General features: G+C 63.3%; 13 protein-coding genes. 4 read left to right on the forward strand and 9 right to left on the reverse strand.

The window, feature by feature from the left end; all coding sequences use genetic code 11:
* Nucleotides 1-117: 117 nt before the first annotated feature.
* From pyk to gcl, 5 genes are all read right to left on the reverse strand, one after another.
* Nucleotides 118-1,533 (reverse strand): pyruvate kinase, encoded by a 1,416-nt coding sequence (gene pyk / locus ACF8Q6_RS08410; protein ID WP_003254349.1) that lies wholly within the window; start codon nucleotides 1,531-1,533, stop codon nucleotides 118-120.
* Nucleotides 1,530-2,804, reverse strand: a complete 1,275-nt coding sequence (locus tag ACF8Q6_RS08415) for a glycerate kinase (RefSeq protein WP_014590193.1) — start codon at nucleotides 2,802-2,804, stop codon at nucleotides 1,530-1,532. Before ACF8Q6_RS08415 ends, pyk begins: the two co-directional genes overlap by 4 nt.
* Before the next feature lie 240 nt (nucleotides 2,805-3,044).
* Nucleotides 3,045-3,938, reverse strand: a complete 894-nt coding sequence (locus ACF8Q6_RS08420) for a 2-hydroxy-3-oxopropionate reductase (protein ID WP_003254347.1) — start codon at nucleotides 3,936-3,938, stop codon at nucleotides 3,045-3,047.
* Nucleotides 3,939-4,118: 180 nt separating this feature from the next.
* Nucleotides 4,119-4,901, reverse strand: coding sequence for a hydroxypyruvate isomerase (gene hyi, locus ACF8Q6_RS08425; protein WP_161775418.1), 783 nt, complete (start codon nucleotides 4,899-4,901; stop codon nucleotides 4,119-4,121).
* Between the two features lie 54 nt (nucleotides 4,902-4,955).
* A complete protein-coding gene (gene gcl, locus ACF8Q6_RS08430) occupies nucleotides 4,956-6,731 on the reverse strand; it encodes a glyoxylate carboligase (RefSeq protein WP_110746412.1) in 1,776 nt (591 codons plus the stop codon).
* A gap of 257 nt (nucleotides 6,732-6,988) precedes the next feature.
* Between gcl and ACF8Q6_RS08435 the strand changes: the two genes are divergently transcribed.
* Nucleotides 6,989-7,429 (forward strand): heme-binding protein, encoded by a 441-nt coding sequence (locus ACF8Q6_RS08435; protein ID WP_012051674.1) that lies wholly within the window; start codon nucleotides 6,989-6,991, stop codon nucleotides 7,427-7,429.
* A gap of 76 nt (nucleotides 7,430-7,505) precedes the next feature.
* The gene (locus ACF8Q6_RS08440; RefSeq protein ID WP_014754328.1) at nucleotides 7,506-7,634 is read left to right on the forward strand and encodes a hypothetical protein; all 129 of its coding nucleotides are present in this window, start codon (nucleotides 7,506-7,508) and stop codon (nucleotides 7,632-7,634) included.
* 207 nt (nucleotides 7,635-7,841) lie between these two features.
* Here ACF8Q6_RS08440 and ACF8Q6_RS08445 read toward each other — a convergent pair whose 3' ends face one another.
* The 3 genes from ACF8Q6_RS08445 to ACF8Q6_RS08455 all read right to left on the reverse strand — a co-directional run bounded on the left by ACF8Q6_RS08445 (nucleotide 7,842) and on the right by ACF8Q6_RS08455 (nucleotide 13,959).
* On the reverse strand, nucleotides 7,842-10,253 hold the full coding sequence (locus ACF8Q6_RS08445) for a glucose/quinate/shikimate family membrane-bound PQQ-dependent dehydrogenase (protein WP_019752450.1): 2,412 nt from the start codon (nucleotides 10,251-10,253) through the stop codon (nucleotides 7,842-7,844).
* Between the two features lie 30 nt (nucleotides 10,254-10,283).
* On the reverse strand, nucleotides 10,284-11,618 hold the full coding sequence (locus ACF8Q6_RS08450) for a carbohydrate porin (RefSeq protein ID WP_392491439.1): 1,335 nt from the start codon (nucleotides 11,616-11,618) through the stop codon (nucleotides 10,284-10,286).
* 295 nt (nucleotides 11,619-11,913) lie between these two features.
* Nucleotides 11,914-13,959, reverse strand: a complete 2,046-nt coding sequence (locus tag ACF8Q6_RS08455) for a TonB-dependent receptor (RefSeq protein ID WP_392491440.1) — start codon at nucleotides 13,957-13,959, stop codon at nucleotides 11,914-11,916.
* Between the two features lie 162 nt (nucleotides 13,960-14,121).
* Here ACF8Q6_RS08455 and ACF8Q6_RS08460 point away from each other — a divergent pair, with 162 nt between their 5' ends.
* Entirely contained in the window at nucleotides 14,122-14,343 is a 222-nt protein-coding gene (locus ACF8Q6_RS08460) for a VF530 family DNA-binding protein (protein ID WP_012053596.1), read from the forward strand.
* Nucleotide 14,344: 1 nt separating this feature from the next.
* Entirely contained in the window at nucleotides 14,345-14,980 is a 636-nt protein-coding gene (locus tag ACF8Q6_RS08465; RefSeq protein ID WP_392491441.1) for a Pr6Pr family membrane protein, read from the forward strand.
* Nucleotides 14,981-15,143: 163 nt separating this feature from the next.
* Here ACF8Q6_RS08465 and ACF8Q6_RS08470 read toward each other — a convergent pair whose 3' ends face one another.
* The gene (locus ACF8Q6_RS08470) at nucleotides 15,144-19,670 is read right to left on the reverse strand and encodes a hemagglutinin repeat-containing protein (protein WP_392491443.1); all 4,527 of its coding nucleotides are present in this window, start codon (nucleotides 19,668-19,670) and stop codon (nucleotides 15,144-15,146) included.
* Between the last annotated feature and the right edge of the window lie 20 nt (nucleotides 19,671-19,690).

Consider the following 19,690-nt stretch of genomic DNA (forward strand, 5'->3'; position numbering starts at 1 on the left):
TTGCCCTCCAATCGCGACACGAGGCCGCTCCCACAGGGATCGCATTCCCTTGTGCCAGCGTGGCCCTGTGGGAGCGGCCTTGTGTCGCGAAAGGGGCGCAACGCGCCCCCGGCAATCTCAGATCAAAGTCTCGATCCGCAGTGTGTTAGTCGTACCCGGCTTGCCGAAAGGCACGCCAGCGGTGATCAGCAGCGTGTCGCCACGGCTGGCCATGCCTTGCGCCTGGGCAATCTCCAGGGCGGTGGAAACCACCTCGTCGACCTGACGCAGGCGGTCGTTGACCACCGAATGCACACCCCAGGCCACGCTCAGGCGGCGCGCGGTGTTCAGGTTCGGCGTCAGGTTGAGGATCGGCGCCCGTGGCCGTTCACGTGCCGCGCGCAGGGTCGAGGCACCCGACTCGCTGTAGTTGACCAGCACCGCCACTGGCAGGATGCCGCTGATGCGGCGGATCGCGCAGCTGATGGCGTCCGACACGGTGGCCTCGGCCTTAGGCCGGCCGACGTCGAGCTGGGCCTGGTAGTCCGGGCCGTTCTCAACCTGGCGGATGATCTTGCTCATCATCTGCACGGCTTCCAGCGGGTAATCACCCGAGGCGGTTTCGGCCGACAGCATCACTGCATCGGCACCTTCGGCCACCGCGTTGGCCACGTCGGTGACTTCGGCACGGGTTGGCGCTGGCGAGAAACGCATCGACTCGAGCATCTGCGTGGCCACCACCACGGGTTTGCCCAGCTGGCGGCAGGTGCCGATGATGCGCTTCTGGATCTGCGGCACGCTCTCGGCCGGTACTTCCACGCCCAGGTCACCACGGGCCACCATGATCGCGTCTGCCAGCTCGGCGATGGCTTGCAGTTGCTCGACGGCCGATGGCTTCTCGATCTTGGCCATCAGGTAGGCGCGGTCGCCAATCAGCTGGCGCGCTTCGACGATGTCCTCAGGGCGCTGCACGAACGACAGGGCGACCCAGTCCACACCCAGCTCCAGGCCAAAGGCCAGGTCGCGGCGGTCTTTTTCGGTGAGCGGGGAGAGGTCGAGCACCGCTTGCGGTACGTTGACGCCCTTACGGTCGGAAAGCTCGCCACCGTTCAGCACCTCGGTGTCAATCGCGTCGCTGTGCTTGGCGGTCACGCGCAGGCGCAGTTTGCCGTCGTCCAGCAGCAGGTCCATGCCGGGCTCGAGGGCGGCGATGATTTCGGGGTGCGGCAGGTTGACCCGGCGGCTGTCGCCCGGGGTTTTGTCCAGGTCCAGGCGCAGGGCCTGCCCGCGTTGCAACTGCACTTTGCCTTCGGCGAAGCGGCCAACGCGCAGCTTCGGCCCTTGCAGGTCCATGAGGATGCCCAGCGGGTAGTTCAGTTGCTGCTCGACTTCGCGGATCCACTGGTAGCGCAGGGCGTGGTCGGCATGCTCGCCATGGCTGAAGTTGAGGCGAAAGATGTTCACCCCGGCTTCGACCAGCTGGCGGATATCGTCGATGCCGTTGATCGCAGGGCCAAGGGTGGCGAGGATCTTAACTTTTTTATCAGGCGTCATGATTGGGCAGTCTCGAGGATCAGGATGGCGCGGAAGTCGTTGACGTTGGTGCGAGTCGGTTCGGTGACGATCAGCGCATCCAGCGCGGCGAAGTAGCCGTAGCCGTTGTTGTTGTCCAGCTCGTCGCTGGCCGACAGGCCCAATGCTTCGGCGCGGTCGTAGCTGGTTGGGGTCATCAAGGCGCCGGCGTTTTCTTCCGAGCCATCGATGCCGTCGGTGTCACCGGCCAGGGCGTACACGCCCGGCAGGCCTTTCAGGCTTTCGGTGAGGCTGAGCAGGAACTCGGCGTTACGCCCGCCACGGCCATTGCCGCGCACGGTCACGGTGGTTTCGCCACCCGACAGGATCACGCAGGGCGCTTTGAGCGGCTGGCCGTGCTGAACGATTTGCCGGGCGATACCGGCATGCACCTTGGCCACTTCGCGCGATTCACCTTCAAGGTCGCCGAGGATCAGCGGGCTGAAACCGGCCTGACGGGCTTTGACCGCGGCGGCCTCGAGCGACTGCTGGGGCTTGGCGATCAGCTGGAAGTGGCTGCGGGCCAAAGCCGGGTCGTCGGCCTTGACGGTTTCCGAGGCCGGGTTGTTCAGCCAGTCGATGACCGCTTTGGGCGCTTCGATGTTGTAGCGTTTGAGGATGGCCAGGGCGTCGGCCGAGGTGCTCGGGTCGGCCACGGTGGGGCCGGAGGCGATTACCGTGGCGAGGTCGCCCGGTACATCGGAAATGGCATAGGTGTAGACCGTGGCCGGCCAGCAGGCCTTGGCCAGTCGCCCGCCCTTGATCGCCGAGAGGTGCTTGCGCACGCAGTTCATCTCGCCGATGGTGGCGCCGGATTTCAGCAGTGCCTTGTTGATCTGCTGCTTGTCGGCCAGGGTCAGGCCTTCGGCAGGCAGGGCCAGCAGCGCCGAGCCACCGCCAGACAGCAGGAAGATGACGCGGTCTTCTTCGTTGAGGTTGCTGACCAGTTCCAGCACGCGCTTGGCCACAGCCAGGCCGGCAGCGTCCGGGACCGGGTGGGCGGCTTCGACCACCTCGATCTTCTGGCAGTTGGCGCCGTGGCCGTAACGGGTCACGACCAGGCCGGAGACTTCACCCTGCCAGCTTTTCTCGACCACTTCGGCCATGGCAGCTGCGGCCTTGCCGGCGCCGATGACGATAACCCGGCCGCTGCGATCGGCGGGCAGGTAGGGTTCGAGGACTTGACGGGGGTGGGCGGCGGCGATGGCTGTGTCGAACAGCTCGCGGAGAAGTTTTTGCGGATCGACCGACATGGCAGGCTCCCAATTATTGTTGTTCTGCAGAATCAAAAACGCCCCTGGAACTGCCTCCGTGCAGGCCGAACCAGGGGCGGGTGTTGCTCGATGCCACCATTGGGCCTGTGGTCGCAGGTTCAACGGCGTTGGCTTCTTCGCGGACAAGCCCCGCTCCTACATGCACAGCTCTGAGCGAATGCGCGGTCTTTGGTAGGAGCGGGTTTACCCGCGAAGAGGCCAGTGAAGGCTAAAAACGACTTATTTGTCGTCGCGGATCGAGAAGTTGGCCATGTGCTCCAGGCCTTTGATCAGCGCCGAGTGGTCCCAGTTGCCGCCGCCCAGGGCCTGGCAGGTGTTGAACACTTGCTGGGCATTGGAGGTGTTGGGCAGGTTGATGCCCAGTTCCTTGGCGCCTTGCAGGGCCAGGTTCAGGTCCTTCTGGTGCAGGTTGATGCGGAAGCCTGGGTCGAAGGTGCCCTTGATCATGCGCTCGGCGTGCACTTCGAGGATTTTCGACGAAGCAAAGCCGCCCATCAGTGCTTCACGCACCTTGGCAGGGTCAGCGCCGTTCTTGGCGGCGAACAGCAGGGCTTCGGCCACGGCCTGGATGTTCAGGGCGACAATGATCTGGTTGGCCACCTTGGCGGTCTGGCCGTCACCGTTGCCACCGACGCGGGTGATGTTCTTGCCCATGGCTTCGAACAGCGGCAGGGTGCGCTCGAAGGCTTTCGGGCAGCCACCGACCATGATGCTCAGGGTCGCGGCCTTGGCGCCGACTTCACCACCGGACACCGGGGCGTCCAGGTAGGCGGCACCGGTAGCCTTGATCTTCTCGGCGAAGGCTTTGGTAGCGGTGGGGGAGATCGAGCTCATGTCGATCACCACCTTGTTCGGGCCCACGCCTTCGGCCACGCCGTTTTCACCGAACAGGACGCTTTCGACCTGCGGGGTGTCGGGAACCATGACGATGATGAATTCGGCTTCCTGGGCAACTTCTTTCGGGTTGGCCAGGGCCACGGCACCGGCGGCGATCAGGTCGGCTGGCGCGGCGTCGTGGTGGGTGGAAACGAAGATGCTGTGACCTGCTTTTTGCAGGTTCTGGGCCATGGGCTTGCCCATGATGCCGGTGCCGATGAAACCGATTTTAGCCATGAGAGATTACCTCGTTGTATTTGTTGAATCTCGATGGAGCAGGCTGCACAGGCCCGTTGTTGGACACAGAATTCTGTGGGAGCGGGTTTACCCGCGAAAGCGGCAGTGAAGCCAACGTCGCATTCGCGGGTGAACCCGCTCCTACAGGGTCAGGCATGTGTCACAGGACCTCGATCAGCCTTAGATTGCGTTGTGGGTTTTCAGCCAGCCCAGGCCCGCTTCGGTGGTGGTCAGCGGCTTGTACTCCGCGCCCACCCAGCCCTGGTAGCCAATGCGGTCCAGGTGTTCGAACAGGAAGCGGTAGTTGATTTCGCCGGTGCCTGGTTCATTGCGGCCGGGGTTGTCGGCCAGCTGGATGTGGTTGATCAGTTTCAGGTTGGCTTCCATGGTGCGAGCCAGGTCACCTTCCATGATCTGCATGTGGTAGATGTCGTATTGCAGGAACAGGTTGTCGCTGCCCACCTCGGCCTGGATTTCCAGGGCCTGCTGGGTGGTGTTCAGGTAGAAGCCTGGGATGTCGCGGGTGTTGATCATTTCCATGACCAGGCGAATACCGGCGCCCTTGAGCTTGTCAGCGGCGTAGCGCAGGTTCTCGACGAAGGTCTTGCGCACGGTGGCGCAGTCCGGGCCTTGTGGGCGGATGCCGGCCAGGGCGTTGACCTGAGTGTTGCCCAGCACCTTGGCGTATTCGATGGCCTTGTCGACACCCGCGCGGAATTCCTCGACGCGGTCAGGGTGGCAGGTGATACCGCGCTCACCTTTGGCCCAGTCGCCGGCCGGCAGGTTGAACAGCACCTGGGTCAGGCCGTTGGCTTCCAGCTGCTGCTTGATGTCGGCAGCGCTGAAGTCGTACGGGAACAGGTATTCGACGCCGCTGAAACCAGCATCGGCGGCAGCCTTGAAGCGGGCCAGGAAGTCCTGTTCGGTGAACAGCATGGACAGGTTGGCAGCGAAGCGAGGCATGAGTTGTCTCCTTGCGATGAAGGCCCCCAGGGCGTGCCTGGGGGCGTCAGGCGATCAGTCCAGCATCGAGATGGCGGTTGGCGCGTCGTTGCCGACCAGCGCCAGGTCTTCGAACTCGTTGACCGCGTTGATCTCGGTGCCCATGGAAATGTTGGTCACACGCTCGAGAATCACCTCGACCACGACCGGCACGCGGAACTCTTCGGCCATCTTCTGTGCCTTGAGCAGGGCAGGGGCGATCTCGGCCGGTTCGAACACGCGAATGGCCTTGCAGCCCAGGCCTTCGACCACTGCAACGTGGTCGACGCCATAGGTGGCAGCGTCGGTCGAGTTGATGTTCTCGAACGCCAGTTGTACACAGTAATCCATGTCGAAGCCACGCTGCGCCTGGCGGATCAGGCCCAGGTAGGCGTTGTTCACCAGTACGTGCACGTACGGCAGGTTGAACTGCGCACCCACCGCCAGTTCTTCGATCATGAACTGGAAGTCGTAGTCACCCGACAGCGCCACAACCTTGCGCTTCGGATCGGCTTTGACCACGCCCAGTGCAGCAGGGATGGTCCAGCCCAACGGGCCGGCCTGGCCGCAGTTGATCCAGTGGCGTGGCTTGTACACATGCAGGAACTGCGCGCCGGCGATCTGCGACAGGCCGATGGTGCTGACGTAGCAGGTGTCTTTGCCGAACACCTGGTTCATTTCTTCGTAGACGCGCTGCGGCTTGACCGGCACGTTGTCGAAGTGGGTCTTGCGCTGCAGGCTTGCCTTGCGCTGTTGGCAGTCTTCCAGCCAGGCCTTGCGGCATTTCAGCTTGCCGGCGGCTTTCCACTCACGAGCCACTTCGAGGAACACGTCCAGCGCCTTGCCCGCGTCGGAAACGATACCCAGGTCCGGGGTGAACACGCGGCCGATCTGGGTCGGTTCGATGTCGACGTGCACGAACTTGCGGCCTTCGGTGTAGACATCGACGGAACCGGTGTGGCGGTTGGCCCAGCGGTTACCGATACCGAATACCAGGTCGGACTTCAGCAGGGTTGCGTTGCCATAGCGGTGCGAAGTCTGCAGACCGACCATGCCGACCATCTGGGCGTGGTCGTCCGGGATGGTGCCCCAGCCCATCAGGGTCGGGATCACGGGTACGCCGGTCAGTTCGGCGAATTCGACCAGCTTGTCGCTGGCGTCGGCGTTGATGATGCCGCCACCGGCTACCAGCAGTGGGCGCTCGGCGTCATTGAGCAGGGCCAGGGCCTTCTCGGCCTGTACGCGGGTGGCAGATGGCTTGTTGACTGCCAGTGGTTCGTAGGCGTCGATGTCGAATTCGATTTCGGCCATCTGCACGTCGAACGGCAGGTCGATCAGCACCGGGCCTGGGCGGCCGGTACGCATTTCATAGAAGGCCTTCTGGAAGGCGTAAGGCACCTGGCCTGGCTCCAGAACGGTGGTCGCCCACTTGGTCACCGGCTTGACGATGTTGGTGATGTCGACAGCCTGGAAGTCTTCCTTGTGCAGGCGGGCACGTGGCGCCTGGCCAGTGATGCACAGAATCGGGATGGAGTCGGCCGAGGCACTGTACAGGCCGGTGACCATGTCGGTGCCGGCAGGGCCGGAAGTGCCGATGCACACACCGATGTTGCCCGGGTTGGCGCGGGTGTAGCCCTCGGCCATGTGCGAGGCACCTTCGACGTGACGAGCGAGGACGTGATCGATGCCACCGACTTTCTTCAGGGCCGAATACAACGGGTTGATGGCAGCCCCCGGGATGCCGAACGCGGTATCTACACCTTCACGGCGCATGACCAGAACGGCTGCATCGATTGCTCTCATTTTGCTCATGGTTTGTGCCTCATCGATTTTGTAATTGTATACAACTTGCTTTGCGACAGAGTGTATTCACGCCTGGCGGCTCAGGTCAATGGGTTTTCATCGACTAAGCTGGCATTCGTCAGAGCGCCCGTGAAAACGAGGGTTTGCGTCATCGCATACGATCGTTTCAAAATATTGTATACAAAAATATCTCTCGTTGTGTTCTATTTGTCCGATCGGTTTTCAACTGCCCTCCGGGCTTCTCACAACAAGAAGAGGACCTTTCCATGAACGTTCTGAACCTGAAAATCGCCGTCAGCCTGGTGAATGCCGCGCTGGTGGCGGGCCGCAAGATCAATGCCGCGCCACTGACCGTGGCGGTGCTGGATGCCGGCGGGCACCTGCTGGCGCTGCAGCGCGAGGATGGCGCGAGCTTGATTCGTCCTGAAGTGGCCACTGGCAAAGCCTGGGGTGCGATTGCCCTGGGCAAGGGGTCGCGCTTGCTGGCGCTGGATGCGCAGCAGCGGCCGGCTTTTTTTGCCGCGTTGAACGGGATGGGTGAGCGGCCGGTGGTGCCGGCGCCGGGTGGGGTGCTGATTCGTGATCAGGACGGCAAGGTGCTGGGTGCCGTGGGGATCAGCGGCGATACGTCGGATATCGACGAGCAGTGTGCGATCAGTGCGATCGAGGAGGTGGGGTTGCGGGCAGATGCCGGGGTAGCGGCGTAAGGCTCAAGTCAGCTGGGACCGCTTTGCGGCCCATTCGCGACACAAGGCCCCACAAGGACTGCGCCAGGCTTTAGATGTGTACGGCGACTTTCAGGGCTTCCAGCGCCGGCTCGACCTTGATGCCCAGCGCTGCACCCAGCTCCATTACCCAGGGTTGATGGGCGGGTTTGCGGTGATGATGTTTCTCGACACTGCGCTGGGCTGAGGCTGAACACCGGCCTGTGGGAGCGGCCTTGTGTCGCGAAAGGGGCGCGAAGCGGCCCCGGCATTATTTGCATCGACGCTGAAACCCCGGGGCTGCTGTGCAGCCCTTTCGCGACGCAAGGCCGCTCCCACACGGATCGCGCCAGCTTTGGAGAAATTGAGCAAGACAGTTGCTCCCACAGGGTTGAGCCTGCAGGAGCGGTGTCGCTTACTCAGCTAATTTGTAAGCGATGATGTAATCGCCCATCTTGGTGCCCAGCGAGCCATGGCCGCCGGCAGTCACCAGCACGTACTGCTTGCCGTCCTTGCCGGTGTAGCTCATCGGCGTAGCCTGGCCACCCGCTGGCAGGCGTGCCTTCCACAATTCCTTGCCGTTGTTCACGTCATAGGCGCGCAGGTACTGGTCGAGCGTGCCGCTGAGGAAACCGACGCCACCGGCGGTGACGATCGAGCCACCCATGCTCGGCACGCCAACCGGCAGGCCGATCGGCACCGGAGTGCTGTCCCGGGTGGTGCCGTTCTTGTGTTTCCACACCACCTTGTTGGTGAACAGGTCGATGGCAGCGACGTAGCCCCAGGCGGGTGCCTGGCACGGTACGCCGAGCGGCGACATGAACGGGTGCATGGTCACTGCATACGGTGCACCGGTGTTCGGCTGCACGCCGCTGGTCTCGCTTTCGCGCTTGCTGCCTTCGGCAACCTGCTCACGCGGGACCATCTTCGACACGAACGCCATGTAGTTGGGCGAAGTGAACAGCAGCTGGCGCACCGGGTCGACCGACACGCTGCCCCAGTTGAATACACCGACGTTGCCGGGGTAGACCAACGAACCTTGTTCGGATGGCGGGGTGTACTGGCCTTCGTAGCGCAGCTCGCGGAACTGGATGCGGCACAGCATCTGGTCGAAAGGCGTGGCGCCCCACATGGCCTGTTCGGTCAGCTCTGGGCCGAGCAGGTTGAGGTCGGAGCGAGCCTGGGTTGGCGAGGTGTGGTCGCCCTCCACAGCGCCTTGTGGGGTGGGGATCTCGCGGATCGGCACGATTGGCGTACCGTCGCGGCGGTCGAGCACGTACAGGCTGCCTTGCTTGGTCGGTACGATGATCGCCGGTTTCACGCCATCGTCGGTTTTCAGGTGTACCAGGGTCGGCTGGCTGCCGACGTCCATGTCCCACAGGTCGTGATGGGTGAACTGATAGTTCCAGCGTGCCTTGCCGGTGGCCAGGTCAAGGGCGACCACGCCGGCACTGTACTTCTCGGCGCCCGGGGTGCGGTCGGCACCCCACTGGTCCGGGGTCTGGTTGCCCAGCGGCAGGTAGATCATGCCAAGGTCTTCGTCGACGCTGGCGATTGACCACATGTTGGCCGAGTTGCGGCTGTACATTTTGCCGGCAGCCAATGGCTTGGTGTCGTCCGGGTTGTTGCTGTCCCAGTTCCACACCAGGTGGCCGTCGTGCACGTCGTAGGCGCGGATCACCCCGGACGGCTCATTGGTCGACTCGTTGTCGGTGACGTGGCCACCGATGATCACCAGGTCACGGGTAATGGCAGCAGGCGAGGTGGAGTAATAGCCGCCGGCGGTGAACGGGCCAATGCCGGTGGTGAGGTCGATCACGCCCTGGTTGGCGAAGCCTTCGCAAACCTTGCCGTTGTCGGCGTTGATGGCGATCAGGCGGGCATCTGCAGTCGGCAGGTAGAGACGACGCGGGCAGGCTTGGGCCACCGCCTGGCCTGCGTCGGTAATTTTCGGTGCCGGGCTGCCGTCGCGGCTGACGTAGCGGTTTTCGTCATAGTACGAGACGCCACGGCACGTCATGTGGGCAAAGCCTTTGAAGGTGCCGGTCGGGCTCTTGACCTGCGGGTCGTAGCGCCAGATTTCCGCGCCAGTGTCCGGGTCCAGCGCCAGCAGGCGGCTGTGCGCGGTGCAGGCGTACAGCATGCCGTTGACCTTCAGCGGGGTGTTCTGGTTGGTCAGCTCCACCGGGTCGTTTTCGGTCGGCAGATCACCGGTGCGAATGCGCCAGGCCTCTTCCAGGCGGTAGGCGTTCTGCGGGGTGATCTGGTGCAGCGGCGAGTAGCGGTCGCCATGCTCGGTACGGCCGTAGGCCTGCCATTCGCCGTCGGGCATGGCCGGTGCGGCACTGGCCATTTCGCTGCTGTCGCGGCCCAGTTCGCCGAACACTTCACCGGGATGGGTGAACTGGCTGCCCAGCGCGCAAGCGCCCGAAGCGACCACTGCCAGGCCGAGCAGTGCAGTATTGGCTTTGCTGGCCGGGCCGATCAGCGGGCGACGTGCCCACGGTAGCAGCAGCACCACGCCGATGGCGAACCAGATGGCCAGCCGGGGCACCAGTTGCCACCAGTCCAGGCCCACTTCGAGCAGGGCCCAAACGGTGCTGCCCAGCAGCACCAGGCCATACAGGCCCAGGGCGATCTGGCGTTGGGCCAGCAGCAGGATGCCCGAAAGGGCAAAGCCGATACCGGCGATCAGGTAGTACAGCGATCCGCCCAGCTGGCTCAGCTTGATACCACCGGCCAGCAGCGCCAGGCCCATCAGCAACAGCAGCGCGCCAATCAGGCGCGGTAGCCAGCGGCTTCCTTGGTTCGCACCTTCAGTGCTCATCGTAGGTTCTCCGTCAGGTCAAAAAAGGGGTTAGAAACTGCTCTGGATCTTAAGGCCGCCGATCAGGGCGCCATCGACCTGCGACACCCCGCCCGGGTGGCGGATGTACTGCAGGTTGGGGCGTACCGTGAGCCAGTCGGCCAAATGGATGCCGTAGTACAGCTCGGCGCTGTACTCGGTGTCCTGCACGGGCAGGAAGCCTGGGTTGTCGTAGTCGTAGAGGCCGGCGGCCTGGTTGGCCAGGCGGGCGTTCTTGCGATAGGCAGGGTTGACGTGCACGCGGGCCAGGGCGAAACCGATGTCGTCCTTGGCGCGGGCATCGAAGGGCCCTTTGAATACCAGTCCTGCCTGCACATAGTTGTCGATGGCATTGGTCTTCTTGTCATGCACGGTGGCGTTGGCGAACACGCTCAAGCCGCGTGACTGGTCGGACGCCAGCGAGGTGACCTGCTGCTGGGCGCCAATCCACAAGCCGTGCTTGCTCGAGCTGCTGCGGTAGGCGGCGCCGCTGAGGGCGGCCGGCTGACCGTTGCTGTCCTTGAGAACATCTTGTGCCTTGGCATTACTGTAGTAGTAGCCGGCACGATATTCCCCTTTCAAGCCTTGGATACGTGGGGTCCATACCAGTTCGAACGGCATTACCGCACCTTGGGTGCCGCTGCCGCTGAGCTTGAAACCATTGCCGGATTCAAGGTTGGAAGGGTTCTGCTCGAAGACGCCGACCTGGGCGTACAGCTCGGGGGTGAGGTTGTAGCGCACGCGCAGGGCCCACTGGCTGACTGGCCAGTTGTACCAGATGCCACCCACCCAGTTGCCCACCTGCGAGCCGCAAAAGGCCAGGTTCTGGAAGTCGCAAGGGAAGCTGTTGAAGTCCTCGCCTTCACCGAAACGGCCGAATTTCACATCCAGCGCACCATCGAAGTACTTCTGCTTGATCCACATTTGCGTCAGCCGCCAGGTTTCGCCGCGGCCCCAGACTTCCTGGGCGGAGGTGAAGCCACCGACACGCGGGTCGTTGATGCGGTCGTTGCTGATGTTGTCGCCGTGACGCTCGGTGACGGTCAGCTGGAGTTCGGTGTCGTGCCAGCCGAGGATCTTGTCCAGGTCCAGGTGGCTGCCAAAGGTGAACTGGTCGCTGTAGCGCGCTGTGCGGTCGTGGTCGTAGCCGCCGTGCAGGTTGCTGCCCATCTCGCCGGTGTAGCCAAGGGTAAATTCGTAGCCCTTTTCCAGCAGTTCGCTGCGGGTTCCACCCCAGTCGCCGAGCATCCACGGGGAGTCGCTGGCGAACATTTCGCTGGCGCCGGCGGGGGTTGCCAAGGCACTGAGGGCGAGGCCGATGTAACAGGTTTTAGGCAGTTGGAACATGAGATAGCGCTATCTTTTGATTATTGAAAAAACGGCAAGCGCATCGAAGGGCGAGCCCCTCAATGGATATGGCGACAAGGTTGTTCGATGAAGCGTTTCAGCTTGCGGCGGGGAGGATATAGCGGAAGTTGTAAGAAAAAAAGACAAATTGTCGCAGAGGATTGTTGTTGAACGGGCAACAGTCGTCATTAGTCGCGGCAGGTGTAGGAGCGGGTTCACCCGCGAATGCGCCGGTTGCCCTACCATCGTCTTCGCGGGTGAACCCGTTCCTACACCGATCTTCGTCGCTTGTGGTTCAGAAGGTGGTACGCAACCCGACTTCCACACTGCGCCCCGGCGCCGGTGCGATATCGCGCAGGATCGAACTGGCATAGCGCACGGTCTGGTCGGTCAGGTTTTCGCCGCGTACAAACGCCAGCCACTGGCTTTGACCAATGTCGAAGCGGTAGCCAACGCTCGCGCCCAAAGTGGTGTAGCCATCGGTGCTGGTTTCGTTGGTGGGTTTGCGGTGCTGCGACGCAGCGTGCTGCACGTCTACCCGCGCCTGCCAGCGGTCCAGTTCCCAGACCAGGCCGCTGTTCAGGCGCAGCGGGGCGATGCGGGGCAGTGGCTCGCCGCTGTCCAGGTTCTTGGCCCGGGTGTAGTCACCGGACAACTCCAGCGCAAAGCTGCCGTAACGGTTCTCAGCCAACTGCCAGCGGTCCTGGGCCTCGATCCCGTAGAAGCGCGCCCGCACGCCTTGGTACTGGTATTCCGGGAAGCCGTCGTCATGATCGTGGTCGTGGTCATCCTCGTCATGGTCGTGATCATGCCCGCCCTCACGCAGGTTGCCGGTGCCGATCAGGCCGATGTAGTTGCGAAAGTGGCTGTAGAACACCCCAACACTGCCCTTGTGGGTGCCGCTGTCGAAGCGCAGCGCCAAGTCGGCGGAAATCGCCTTTTCCTTGTTCAGGCTGGCGTCACCGACTTCAAACGCGCCGGTGGCTACGTGCGCGCCATTGGCGTATAGCTCGTAAAAGGTAGGGGCGCGCTCGGTGTAGCCGAGGTTTGCGGCCAGCGACCAGACTGGGTCGAGCTGGTACACAGCCCCCGACGACAGGCTGAAGGCGTTGAAGCTGCTGGCGCTGTCGGCGTCGACGAAGTTCTCGTTGCCTTTGGCGTCCGGGTCTACGCGGGTGTGCTCCATGCGCGCGCCCAGGCTCAGGTCCAGGCGTTCGGTGGCTTGCCACTGCTCCAGCATGAACAGCGCCAGGCTGTCGGTATCGGTGTGCGGGACGAAGGCTTCCTCGCCCAGGGCGGAGAATTCGTTGCGGCTGACCTGGGCACCGATCATCCCTTCCACCGGTCCGAGCGGCTGGTGACGGGCTTCGATGCGGGCTTCGTAGCCCTTGTTCTTGAAGGTGGTATGGACCTCACCTTCTTCGATTTCTTTGTGCTCGTAGTCGGTGTAACCAGCATCCACCTTGACCGAGCTGAACGGGCCGTCGAGGTCGCGCAGTTCGGAGGCGAAGGCGTAGTGATCCTGTTTCATGTCCAGGCGCACGCCGGACTCGGCCACCGAGCCATAGTTGCTGTCGTAGCCGCTGTAGGACAGGCCGGCGTAGCCGTGGTCCCAGTGGTAGGCACCACCGATTGCGCCGCCGTCCTGGCGACCGTCGCTGTTTTCCAGGCGGTGTTTGCTGCCGGGCTCGTCGGCATCGCGCACCTTGGCGCTGCGTGCGTAGCCCGGGATGCGCAGGTCGTTGAACTGGCGGCTGTTGGCATCCAGGTGCAGGGCGAAGGCGCCGTTGCCGGCCTCCAGCTTGCCGGCGCTGCTGCGGGTGGTGTCGGCGCCGCCGTAACGCAGTTCACCGGCACCGTGAATGCCCTCGATCGGCGAGTCCGGGATGCGGTTATCGAAGGTGTTGACCACGCCGCCAATGGCATTACCGCCATACAGCAAGGCGGCCGGACCGCGGACGATTTCGACGCGGTCGACCGTCACCGGGTCCAGGGGCACGGCGTGGTCATAGGACAGCGACGAGGCATCCAGCGCGCCGACGCCGTTGCGCAGAATGCGGATGCGGTCGCCGTCCAGGCCGCGAATGACCGGTCGGCTGGCGCCAGGGCCGAACCAGGTAGAGGCGACACCGGGCTGCTTGTTCAGGGTTTCACCGAGGCTGCCGTGCTGCTGTTGCAGCAGGTTGTCGCCTTCGAGCACGGTGCTGGGAGCCGCCAGTTGGCGGTTGCCTAGCGGGTTGGCGGTGATGACCTGTGGCTCAAGTTCTACGGCCTGGCTGGGGGATGCAGCCAGCCAGAGTGCGACGGCAAGGGGGGAGAGACGAAGCGGTGTGTACAGCATGGGAATGGGGCGTTCCTTGGCAGATGCTTTTAGTGTTACAACATAACATAACTATTCCATCACAGTGGTTTTGCCTCTGACCAGCGATTTTTCTGTCGACTTGACGGATCCCTCCCACCACTACACTCGTGTAAGGTGCGCATCTTTCCTACGGAGCACAGCATGAGCACGGCCCAACACAACGCGCTGCACGGCAAGACCCTTGAACAGATCCTCACCGAGCTGGTGGCGCATTACCAATGGCATGGCCTGGCCGAGCGCATCGATGTGCGCTGCTTCAAGAGCAACCCGACCATCAAGTCGAGCCTGACGTTCCTGCGCAAAACACCGTGGGCGCGGGAAAAGGTCGAGCAGCTGTACGTGAAGCTGCAGCGTCAGGCCTGACATGTCGCGTCGCCCTTGGCTGACCGGCATGGCTGTGCTTGGCTGGTTCGGCCTGGCCGTGCAGGTGAACCTGGTACTGCTGGCGCGTTGGCAGGAACAGGCCAGCCTGATTGGCGGCCTGATCAATGTGTTTGGCTATTTCACCGTGCTGACCAATACCCTGGTGGCGACGGTGCTCAGCTATGCCGCGTTCGGCCGGGAAGGCCGTGGCAAACGCTTTTTCCTGTCGCCCTCGGTAAGCTCTGCAGTGGCCGCCAGTATCGTGCTGGTGGCGCTGGCCTACAGCGTGCTGCTGCGTCATTTGTGGCAACCACAGGGTTGGCAATGGCTGGCGGACGAGTTGCTGCACGACGTGATGCCGGTGCTGTATGTCTTGTACTGGTGGAGCGAGGTGCCCAAGGGCAGTTTGCGGCTATGGCATTTGCTGGTGTGGGCGGTGTACCCGGCGGTCTACTTTGGTTATGCGTTGTGGCGGGGGAGCGAGATTGGCGTGTATGCCTATCCGTTCATCGATGTGGCCAGCCTGGGATATGGGCAGGTAATGCTCAATGCCCTGGGGGTGCTGGCGGGTTTCTGGGGGATAGGGCTGGTGTTGCTTGGGCTGGATCGGTGGCGGGGGCTGCAGAGGCTGGCTTGACCTGTGCCGGCCTCTTCGCGGGCAAGCCCGCTTCTACAGAGCAATCACACGCCCAGGGGGCTGTGGTATTCGCTGTGGAAGCGGGGGACACGCGGTGCCTGGGTGTCAGCAGCAAGGCACAAGATTTCTGATGCCCCCAAATGGCCAGGGCCGCGATTGCGTCTTAGTGCTTCTTCCCTTGCATGCTCGAAACCCATTGCTCGCTGCGACTATGCCCACTGGTTCTCAACACACCCAGGTCCAGCGCATTTTCCCCATCCGCCGCCATTTTGCTTTTGGCTATCTCGGCGATTGCGGTGCCCAGATCCACCGGTGAGTTGGACGCATCGAGCGACAGGTCTCGGCGATAGTCATTACCGCTTAGCGTTTCCTGGGTGACCGAGTTGGCGTCGAGCCTCACGTCGCCTTTGGCCGACTGCAGGCGTGCCCCTACCAGATGAGCGTTGCCACCGACCTGCAGGTCGATGCCGTCGCTGCTTTTAAGCATGGTCTGACGCGCCACGTTGTCGCGCTGCGCATGCGACACGTCGAGGCTGACGGTCGGCGAGAACCCTGGGTCTGCCTTGCTCAGGGCAGAACCGGCCGTTTTCTCGACCTTGCCTCCCAGCGGCCCTGCCACCGATTTGGCCGCGTTGACATAGCCCTGCGGGTTTTTCTCCTGGCTCAGCCTGACATCGCCCTTCACGCTCAGGGTGTTGACGTTGTCCTTGAGGCTGGCGATGCGCAGGTCACCGTCGATTGTGCCGCCAATATGCTTTGCATCCAGGGTGGCACTCTCGATGCGGGTATCGCCGCGGCTTTGCAGGTCGATGCGCTCGGCGCGCAGGTCACTGGTATTCCAGGTGAGGTTGTCGCGCTTGTCGAGCTCTACCTTGAGCCGGCCATGCAGGCCGCGGGTGTCCAACGCGCCCTTGGCCATGTTGAAACCGGCGCCGGCCGAGATGTCGAGGTTGTCGCGTCGCTCCTGGCTGGAAGAGGCTTCAACCAGCATGCCGCCATTCGAGGCGTCGAGGGTGATCTGTTCGGCCGAGGCCTGCAGGCCTTGCAGGTGCAGGGCGATGTCCTCGCGGGCGCTGCTGGCCAGGGTCAGTGTGCCGTTGCTGGCAAACTGGGCATCGACCGCCTGACGTGCATGTTCGTCCTGCTTGCCGTGGCTGAAGTGGCCGCCTATGGCTCCCCCCTGGGTCTGGCCAGCCTTGGCCGCCAGCTCCATGCCGCCACCCAGGTTGGCACCTGTGGCCTGCTGGGTGTTACTGGCCGCCTTGACCTGCAACTGGCCGCCGCTTTGCACCCGTATGTCGCCGGCCTTGGCCTCGCGGTTGCCAATGCGAGTGCCTTCGAGCAACAGGTCGCCGGCGCTGGTCAGTTGAACTTCGCCCTTGGCGTCGATTTGTGCCATTTGTGCCTTGCTCTGCGTGCTCAGCTTCTGGCCATGGTCCAGATAGCCCCGGCCATCGACACCGGTGCTGCCCGGACGGTTGCCGACTTTGGCCCAGGCATTGCCATCGAGCTGGCGTGACTGCTGTTCGGCCTGGTCGGTCGCCTGGGGTAGGGCCAATGACCCTGCACTGTGCATGACCACGCTGCCTTCACCGCCATCGATGCGGGCCCCTTCGTAGCGGCCATCGCTGCCCAACTGTACCTGGATACCCTGTTGCCCGTAAAGGCTGCCGGGCACGGCGGTGCTGGCGATATCCTTTTTATCCAGCGACCCTCCTTTGCCGGCGGCGCGTACATTCAGGTCCTCGCCGGTGCTGGTGTCCAGGCGCGCGTCGCCACCATAGGCCAGGCGTTGAACGGTGGTTTCCTGGGTATTTTCGGCGGCGCTCACCTGGTGCTGCTGCGCCTCGATTTTCAGCGAGCCGGCATTGGCCCGCCAGGCGGTGCCCTGGTCGGCCAGTGTGTCAGCCTTGACCTCGACCTTTGCTGCGGACAACTCGCTGACCTGAGCAATGCCACGGCGCTGGTTTTCCAGGCGCTTAAGGTGTTCGACCGTCATGTCGGCCCCCACGCTGGGAGGCGCCATGGCGTCTTCGGGCGAAGCTTGCTGGAAGCGTGCGGCTTCCTCACCCAGCACCAGGCGTTCGATAGGGCGGGTCAGGTCGCGGTATTCGATACTGGCGCCCAGGCTACCCGACCAGTCGTCACGGCTTTGTTCATGTTCATGGGTATCCTGCACTGCACGGTTGTCGATGCGTTTGGCGGTCACCTGCAGGGTGTTGCCGGCCTCGACGTGCGCGGCCTCGGTGAGCAGTGCATCACTGCGCAATTTCAGATCGCCGCTGGCCTGCAACTCGCTGCGCTGCACCTTGCTTTCGCGTTCGGCTTGCACCTCGCGGTTGTGATGGCCTTCGAACAAACTGCCCAGGCGGTCGATGCCACCGGTTACCGTCAGCCCGCCACCACTTTCGGTGGTACGGGTGGTTGTGTCACGGTCGTTGCGGGTCGCCCCCAGTGTCACCTCCCGCGCCTGCACATCGAGGTCGCCGGCAGTGGCCTGGGCCTTGCTGCCGTTGACCTGCAGGTGCGCGTCGCTGTGCATGCCCACCGAGGCGCCCTTGAGCTCACTGGCAACCTGGTTGGTCGTGCGCTGCTTGCTGGTGGTGGTCACGACCTCATACGCCACGCCCGCCGCATACTGGCGAGACTCGGGCTTGCCATCCTCGGCTTCCTGGGTCTGTCTGGCGCTGGCCGTGAAACCCCGTTGTTGGTCGCGGGTTTCGCGTTCATCGACCGATTGCGCACTGCCAATCAGCAGGTCGCCTTTGGCCTCGACTTGCAGATGCTTGCCAGCGGCAACCTTGGCGCCCTGGATGCGCATCTCTTCGGCGCTGGCCAGGCGCAGGTTGCTGCTCGAGCTGACGTCGCTGACCAGTACCTGCTGTTTGCGGTCCGTGCTTTCGTGCTTGCTGCCGATCAGGCCAAACAGTTTGCTGTCGCTGGTGCGCTGGGTGGAGGTCGTGCTGCCATGGTCCGCCTCGATGGCCAGCGAACCGTTATCGCTGTAGAGCACGGCGTCCTGTTTACCGAACACGGTACTGCCTTTGATGGCGACCTGGTCGGCTCTGACTGTGAGCTCGCCATCGCTGGTTATGGTGCTGCCCGCGACGACCTGGCCCTCGGTGTCGTTACCTTTACGGTCACCAAAAAATGTGCCGGACACCAGGTCGCCTCGGTAGCCGCGTTGGGTACCGTGTTCCTGCAAGGTGGTGGTGCCGATGTCGGCCTGTTTTGCCTGGATAGCCAGATCGCCGCGGCTGTGCAGGCTGCTGCCCTGCACGTTGAGGTTGTCGCTCGCCTTTATCGACATGTGCCCGGCGCTCAGGGTACTGCCCTTAGCGGTTTCCTTGAGCTGGTCGCTATCGCTGTCACCGCGCCATAAATCCTTGCGATGACGCACCTGCTGTTCGGTGCGTTTGCTGTCGATGCCGGCGAGGATGTCCAAACCGGCACCGCTGTCGACCGTCAGCGCGTTACCGGCGTCCACCTTCGCTGCGGTCATGCGCATGTCGTCGCCGGACTGCAACAGCACGCTGTCAGTGCCCAGCAATTGACTGCCCTGTTGCTGCTGGTGGGTGGTGGTGGTTTTACTGTTGTAGGTTTCACGGGTGACGAACCAGAACTTCTTTTTCCAGCTGTCACTGTCGTGCTTGATGTGCTCGATTGTCTTGGCGTCCAGTGTGAGTTTCTTGCCCGCCCGTGCTTCGATTCGCGGGGCCTGACCGTCGACCGTTTCAAGCATCAGGTCATCGGCAGCGGTGAGTTTCAGCACGCCGCGCTCGCTGCGCAGCTCGGTCGGGCGGTCGCCACTGCCGCTGACATGCAGGCCCCCGGCCGAGCTGATGTCGACCCCCTCGGTGCCCAGAATCTGCGAGGCCCCCACACGCACACCCGCGCCTTCGGCAGTACTTACCACACGGATACGCCCGGCGCGCATGGCGCCGAACAGGCTGGCATCAATGCTCGACGAGGGGCTGGGCAGGTGTTCGACCACCTCGCCGCTGCGGCTGTCGATACGGTTGCGACCGACGGTGATGTCGAGCGTTTCACTGGCCATGAGCAGGCCTTTGCTGTCCACGCGCGGTGCGATCAGATCGAGTGCGCCACCGGCGTTGCCCTGGCCATGCTCCAGTACCTGCAGGGTGCCACTGGCTGTGAGCGTATCGAGGTACCTGAGCTGTTGCTCCTCGAATTGCGGGGTGCCCACCACGAAACCTGCGCGGGTGGTGTTGATGAAACTGCCACCATTGAGGGTGATGCCATTGGGGTTGGCCAGTATGTAGTCGGCCGGGCGCCCGAAGATTTCCTGCGGGCCCTCGATCAGCGAGGCGTTGCGGCTGACCACTTCGTTAAGAATGGTCGAGGCGGCCTGGCCCTGGAACTGCGGGTTGGCCGCCAGGGCACCGGCCAGTTGCGAATGCCCGGCTGCGGTGGCGTTGTTCAGCACCAGGCCAGGGGTGGCAACGTTGTAGTCGATGAACTGGTTGTGTGACAGCCCCTTGGCGTTGGGCGGCACGATGTCGATCACCGGCACCCCGTGGCCATTGTGGATGACCGGGGTCCCCCCGGGGCCGCTGGCTGCTTCCAGTCCTGTCTGAGCCAGTGCGGCGCTGGGCCCGAGCACGGCGAGGAAGATTGCCCAGCGCAAGGTATCCGGGCGAACAGGCGGTAACTGCGAGAGTGTTTGCATTTTCTCGTTCTCTTTGTTGT

The sequence above is a fragment of the Pseudomonas sp. GLN_2 genome (genome assembly GCF_043106005.1).
Lineage (GTDB): Bacteria > Pseudomonadota > Gammaproteobacteria > Pseudomonadales > Pseudomonadaceae > Aquipseudomonas > Aquipseudomonas alloputida.

Bases quoted from the DNA above. Each gene is read 5' to 3' on its own strand.
- pyk (WP_003254349.1), bottom strand. From the start codon at position 1,533: ATGACGCCTGATAAAAAAGTTAAGATCCTCGCCACCCTTGGCCCTGCG.
- ACF8Q6_RS08415 (WP_014590193.1), bottom strand. From the start codon at position 2,804: ATGTCGGTCGATCCGCAAAAACTTCTCCGCGAGCTGTTCGACACAGCC.
- ACF8Q6_RS08420 (WP_003254347.1), bottom strand. From the start codon at position 3,938: ATGGCTAAAATCGGTTTCATCGGCACCGGCATCATGGGCAAGCCCATG.
- hyi (WP_161775418.1), bottom strand. From the start codon at position 4,901: ATGCCTCGCTTCGCTGCCAACCTGTCCATGCTGTTCACCGAACAGGAC.
- gcl (WP_110746412.1), bottom strand. From the start codon at position 6,731: ATGAGCAAAATGAGAGCAATCGATGCAGCCGTTCTGGTCATGCGCCGT.
- ACF8Q6_RS08435 (WP_012051674.1), top strand. From the start codon at position 6,989: ATGAACGTTCTGAACCTGAAAATCGCCGTCAGCCTGGTGAATGCCGCG.
- ACF8Q6_RS08445 (WP_019752450.1), bottom strand. From the start codon at position 10,253: ATGAGCACTGAAGGTGCGAACCAAGGAAGCCGCTGGCTACCGCGCCTG.
- ACF8Q6_RS08450 (WP_392491439.1), bottom strand. From the start codon at position 11,618: ATGTTCCAACTGCCTAAAACCTGTTACATCGGCCTCGCCCTCAGTGCC.
- ACF8Q6_RS08455 (WP_392491440.1), bottom strand. From the start codon at position 13,959: ATGCTGTACACACCGCTTCGTCTCTCCCCCCTTGCCGTCGCACTCTGG.
- ACF8Q6_RS08460 (WP_012053596.1), top strand. From the start codon at position 14,122: ATGAGCACGGCCCAACACAACGCGCTGCACGGCAAGACCCTTGAACAG.
- ACF8Q6_RS08465 (WP_392491441.1), top strand. From the start codon at position 14,345: ATGTCGCGTCGCCCTTGGCTGACCGGCATGGCTGTGCTTGGCTGGTTC.
- ACF8Q6_RS08470 (WP_392491443.1), bottom strand. From the start codon at position 19,670: ATGCAAACACTCTCGCAGTTACCGCCTGTTCGCCCGGATACCTTGCGC.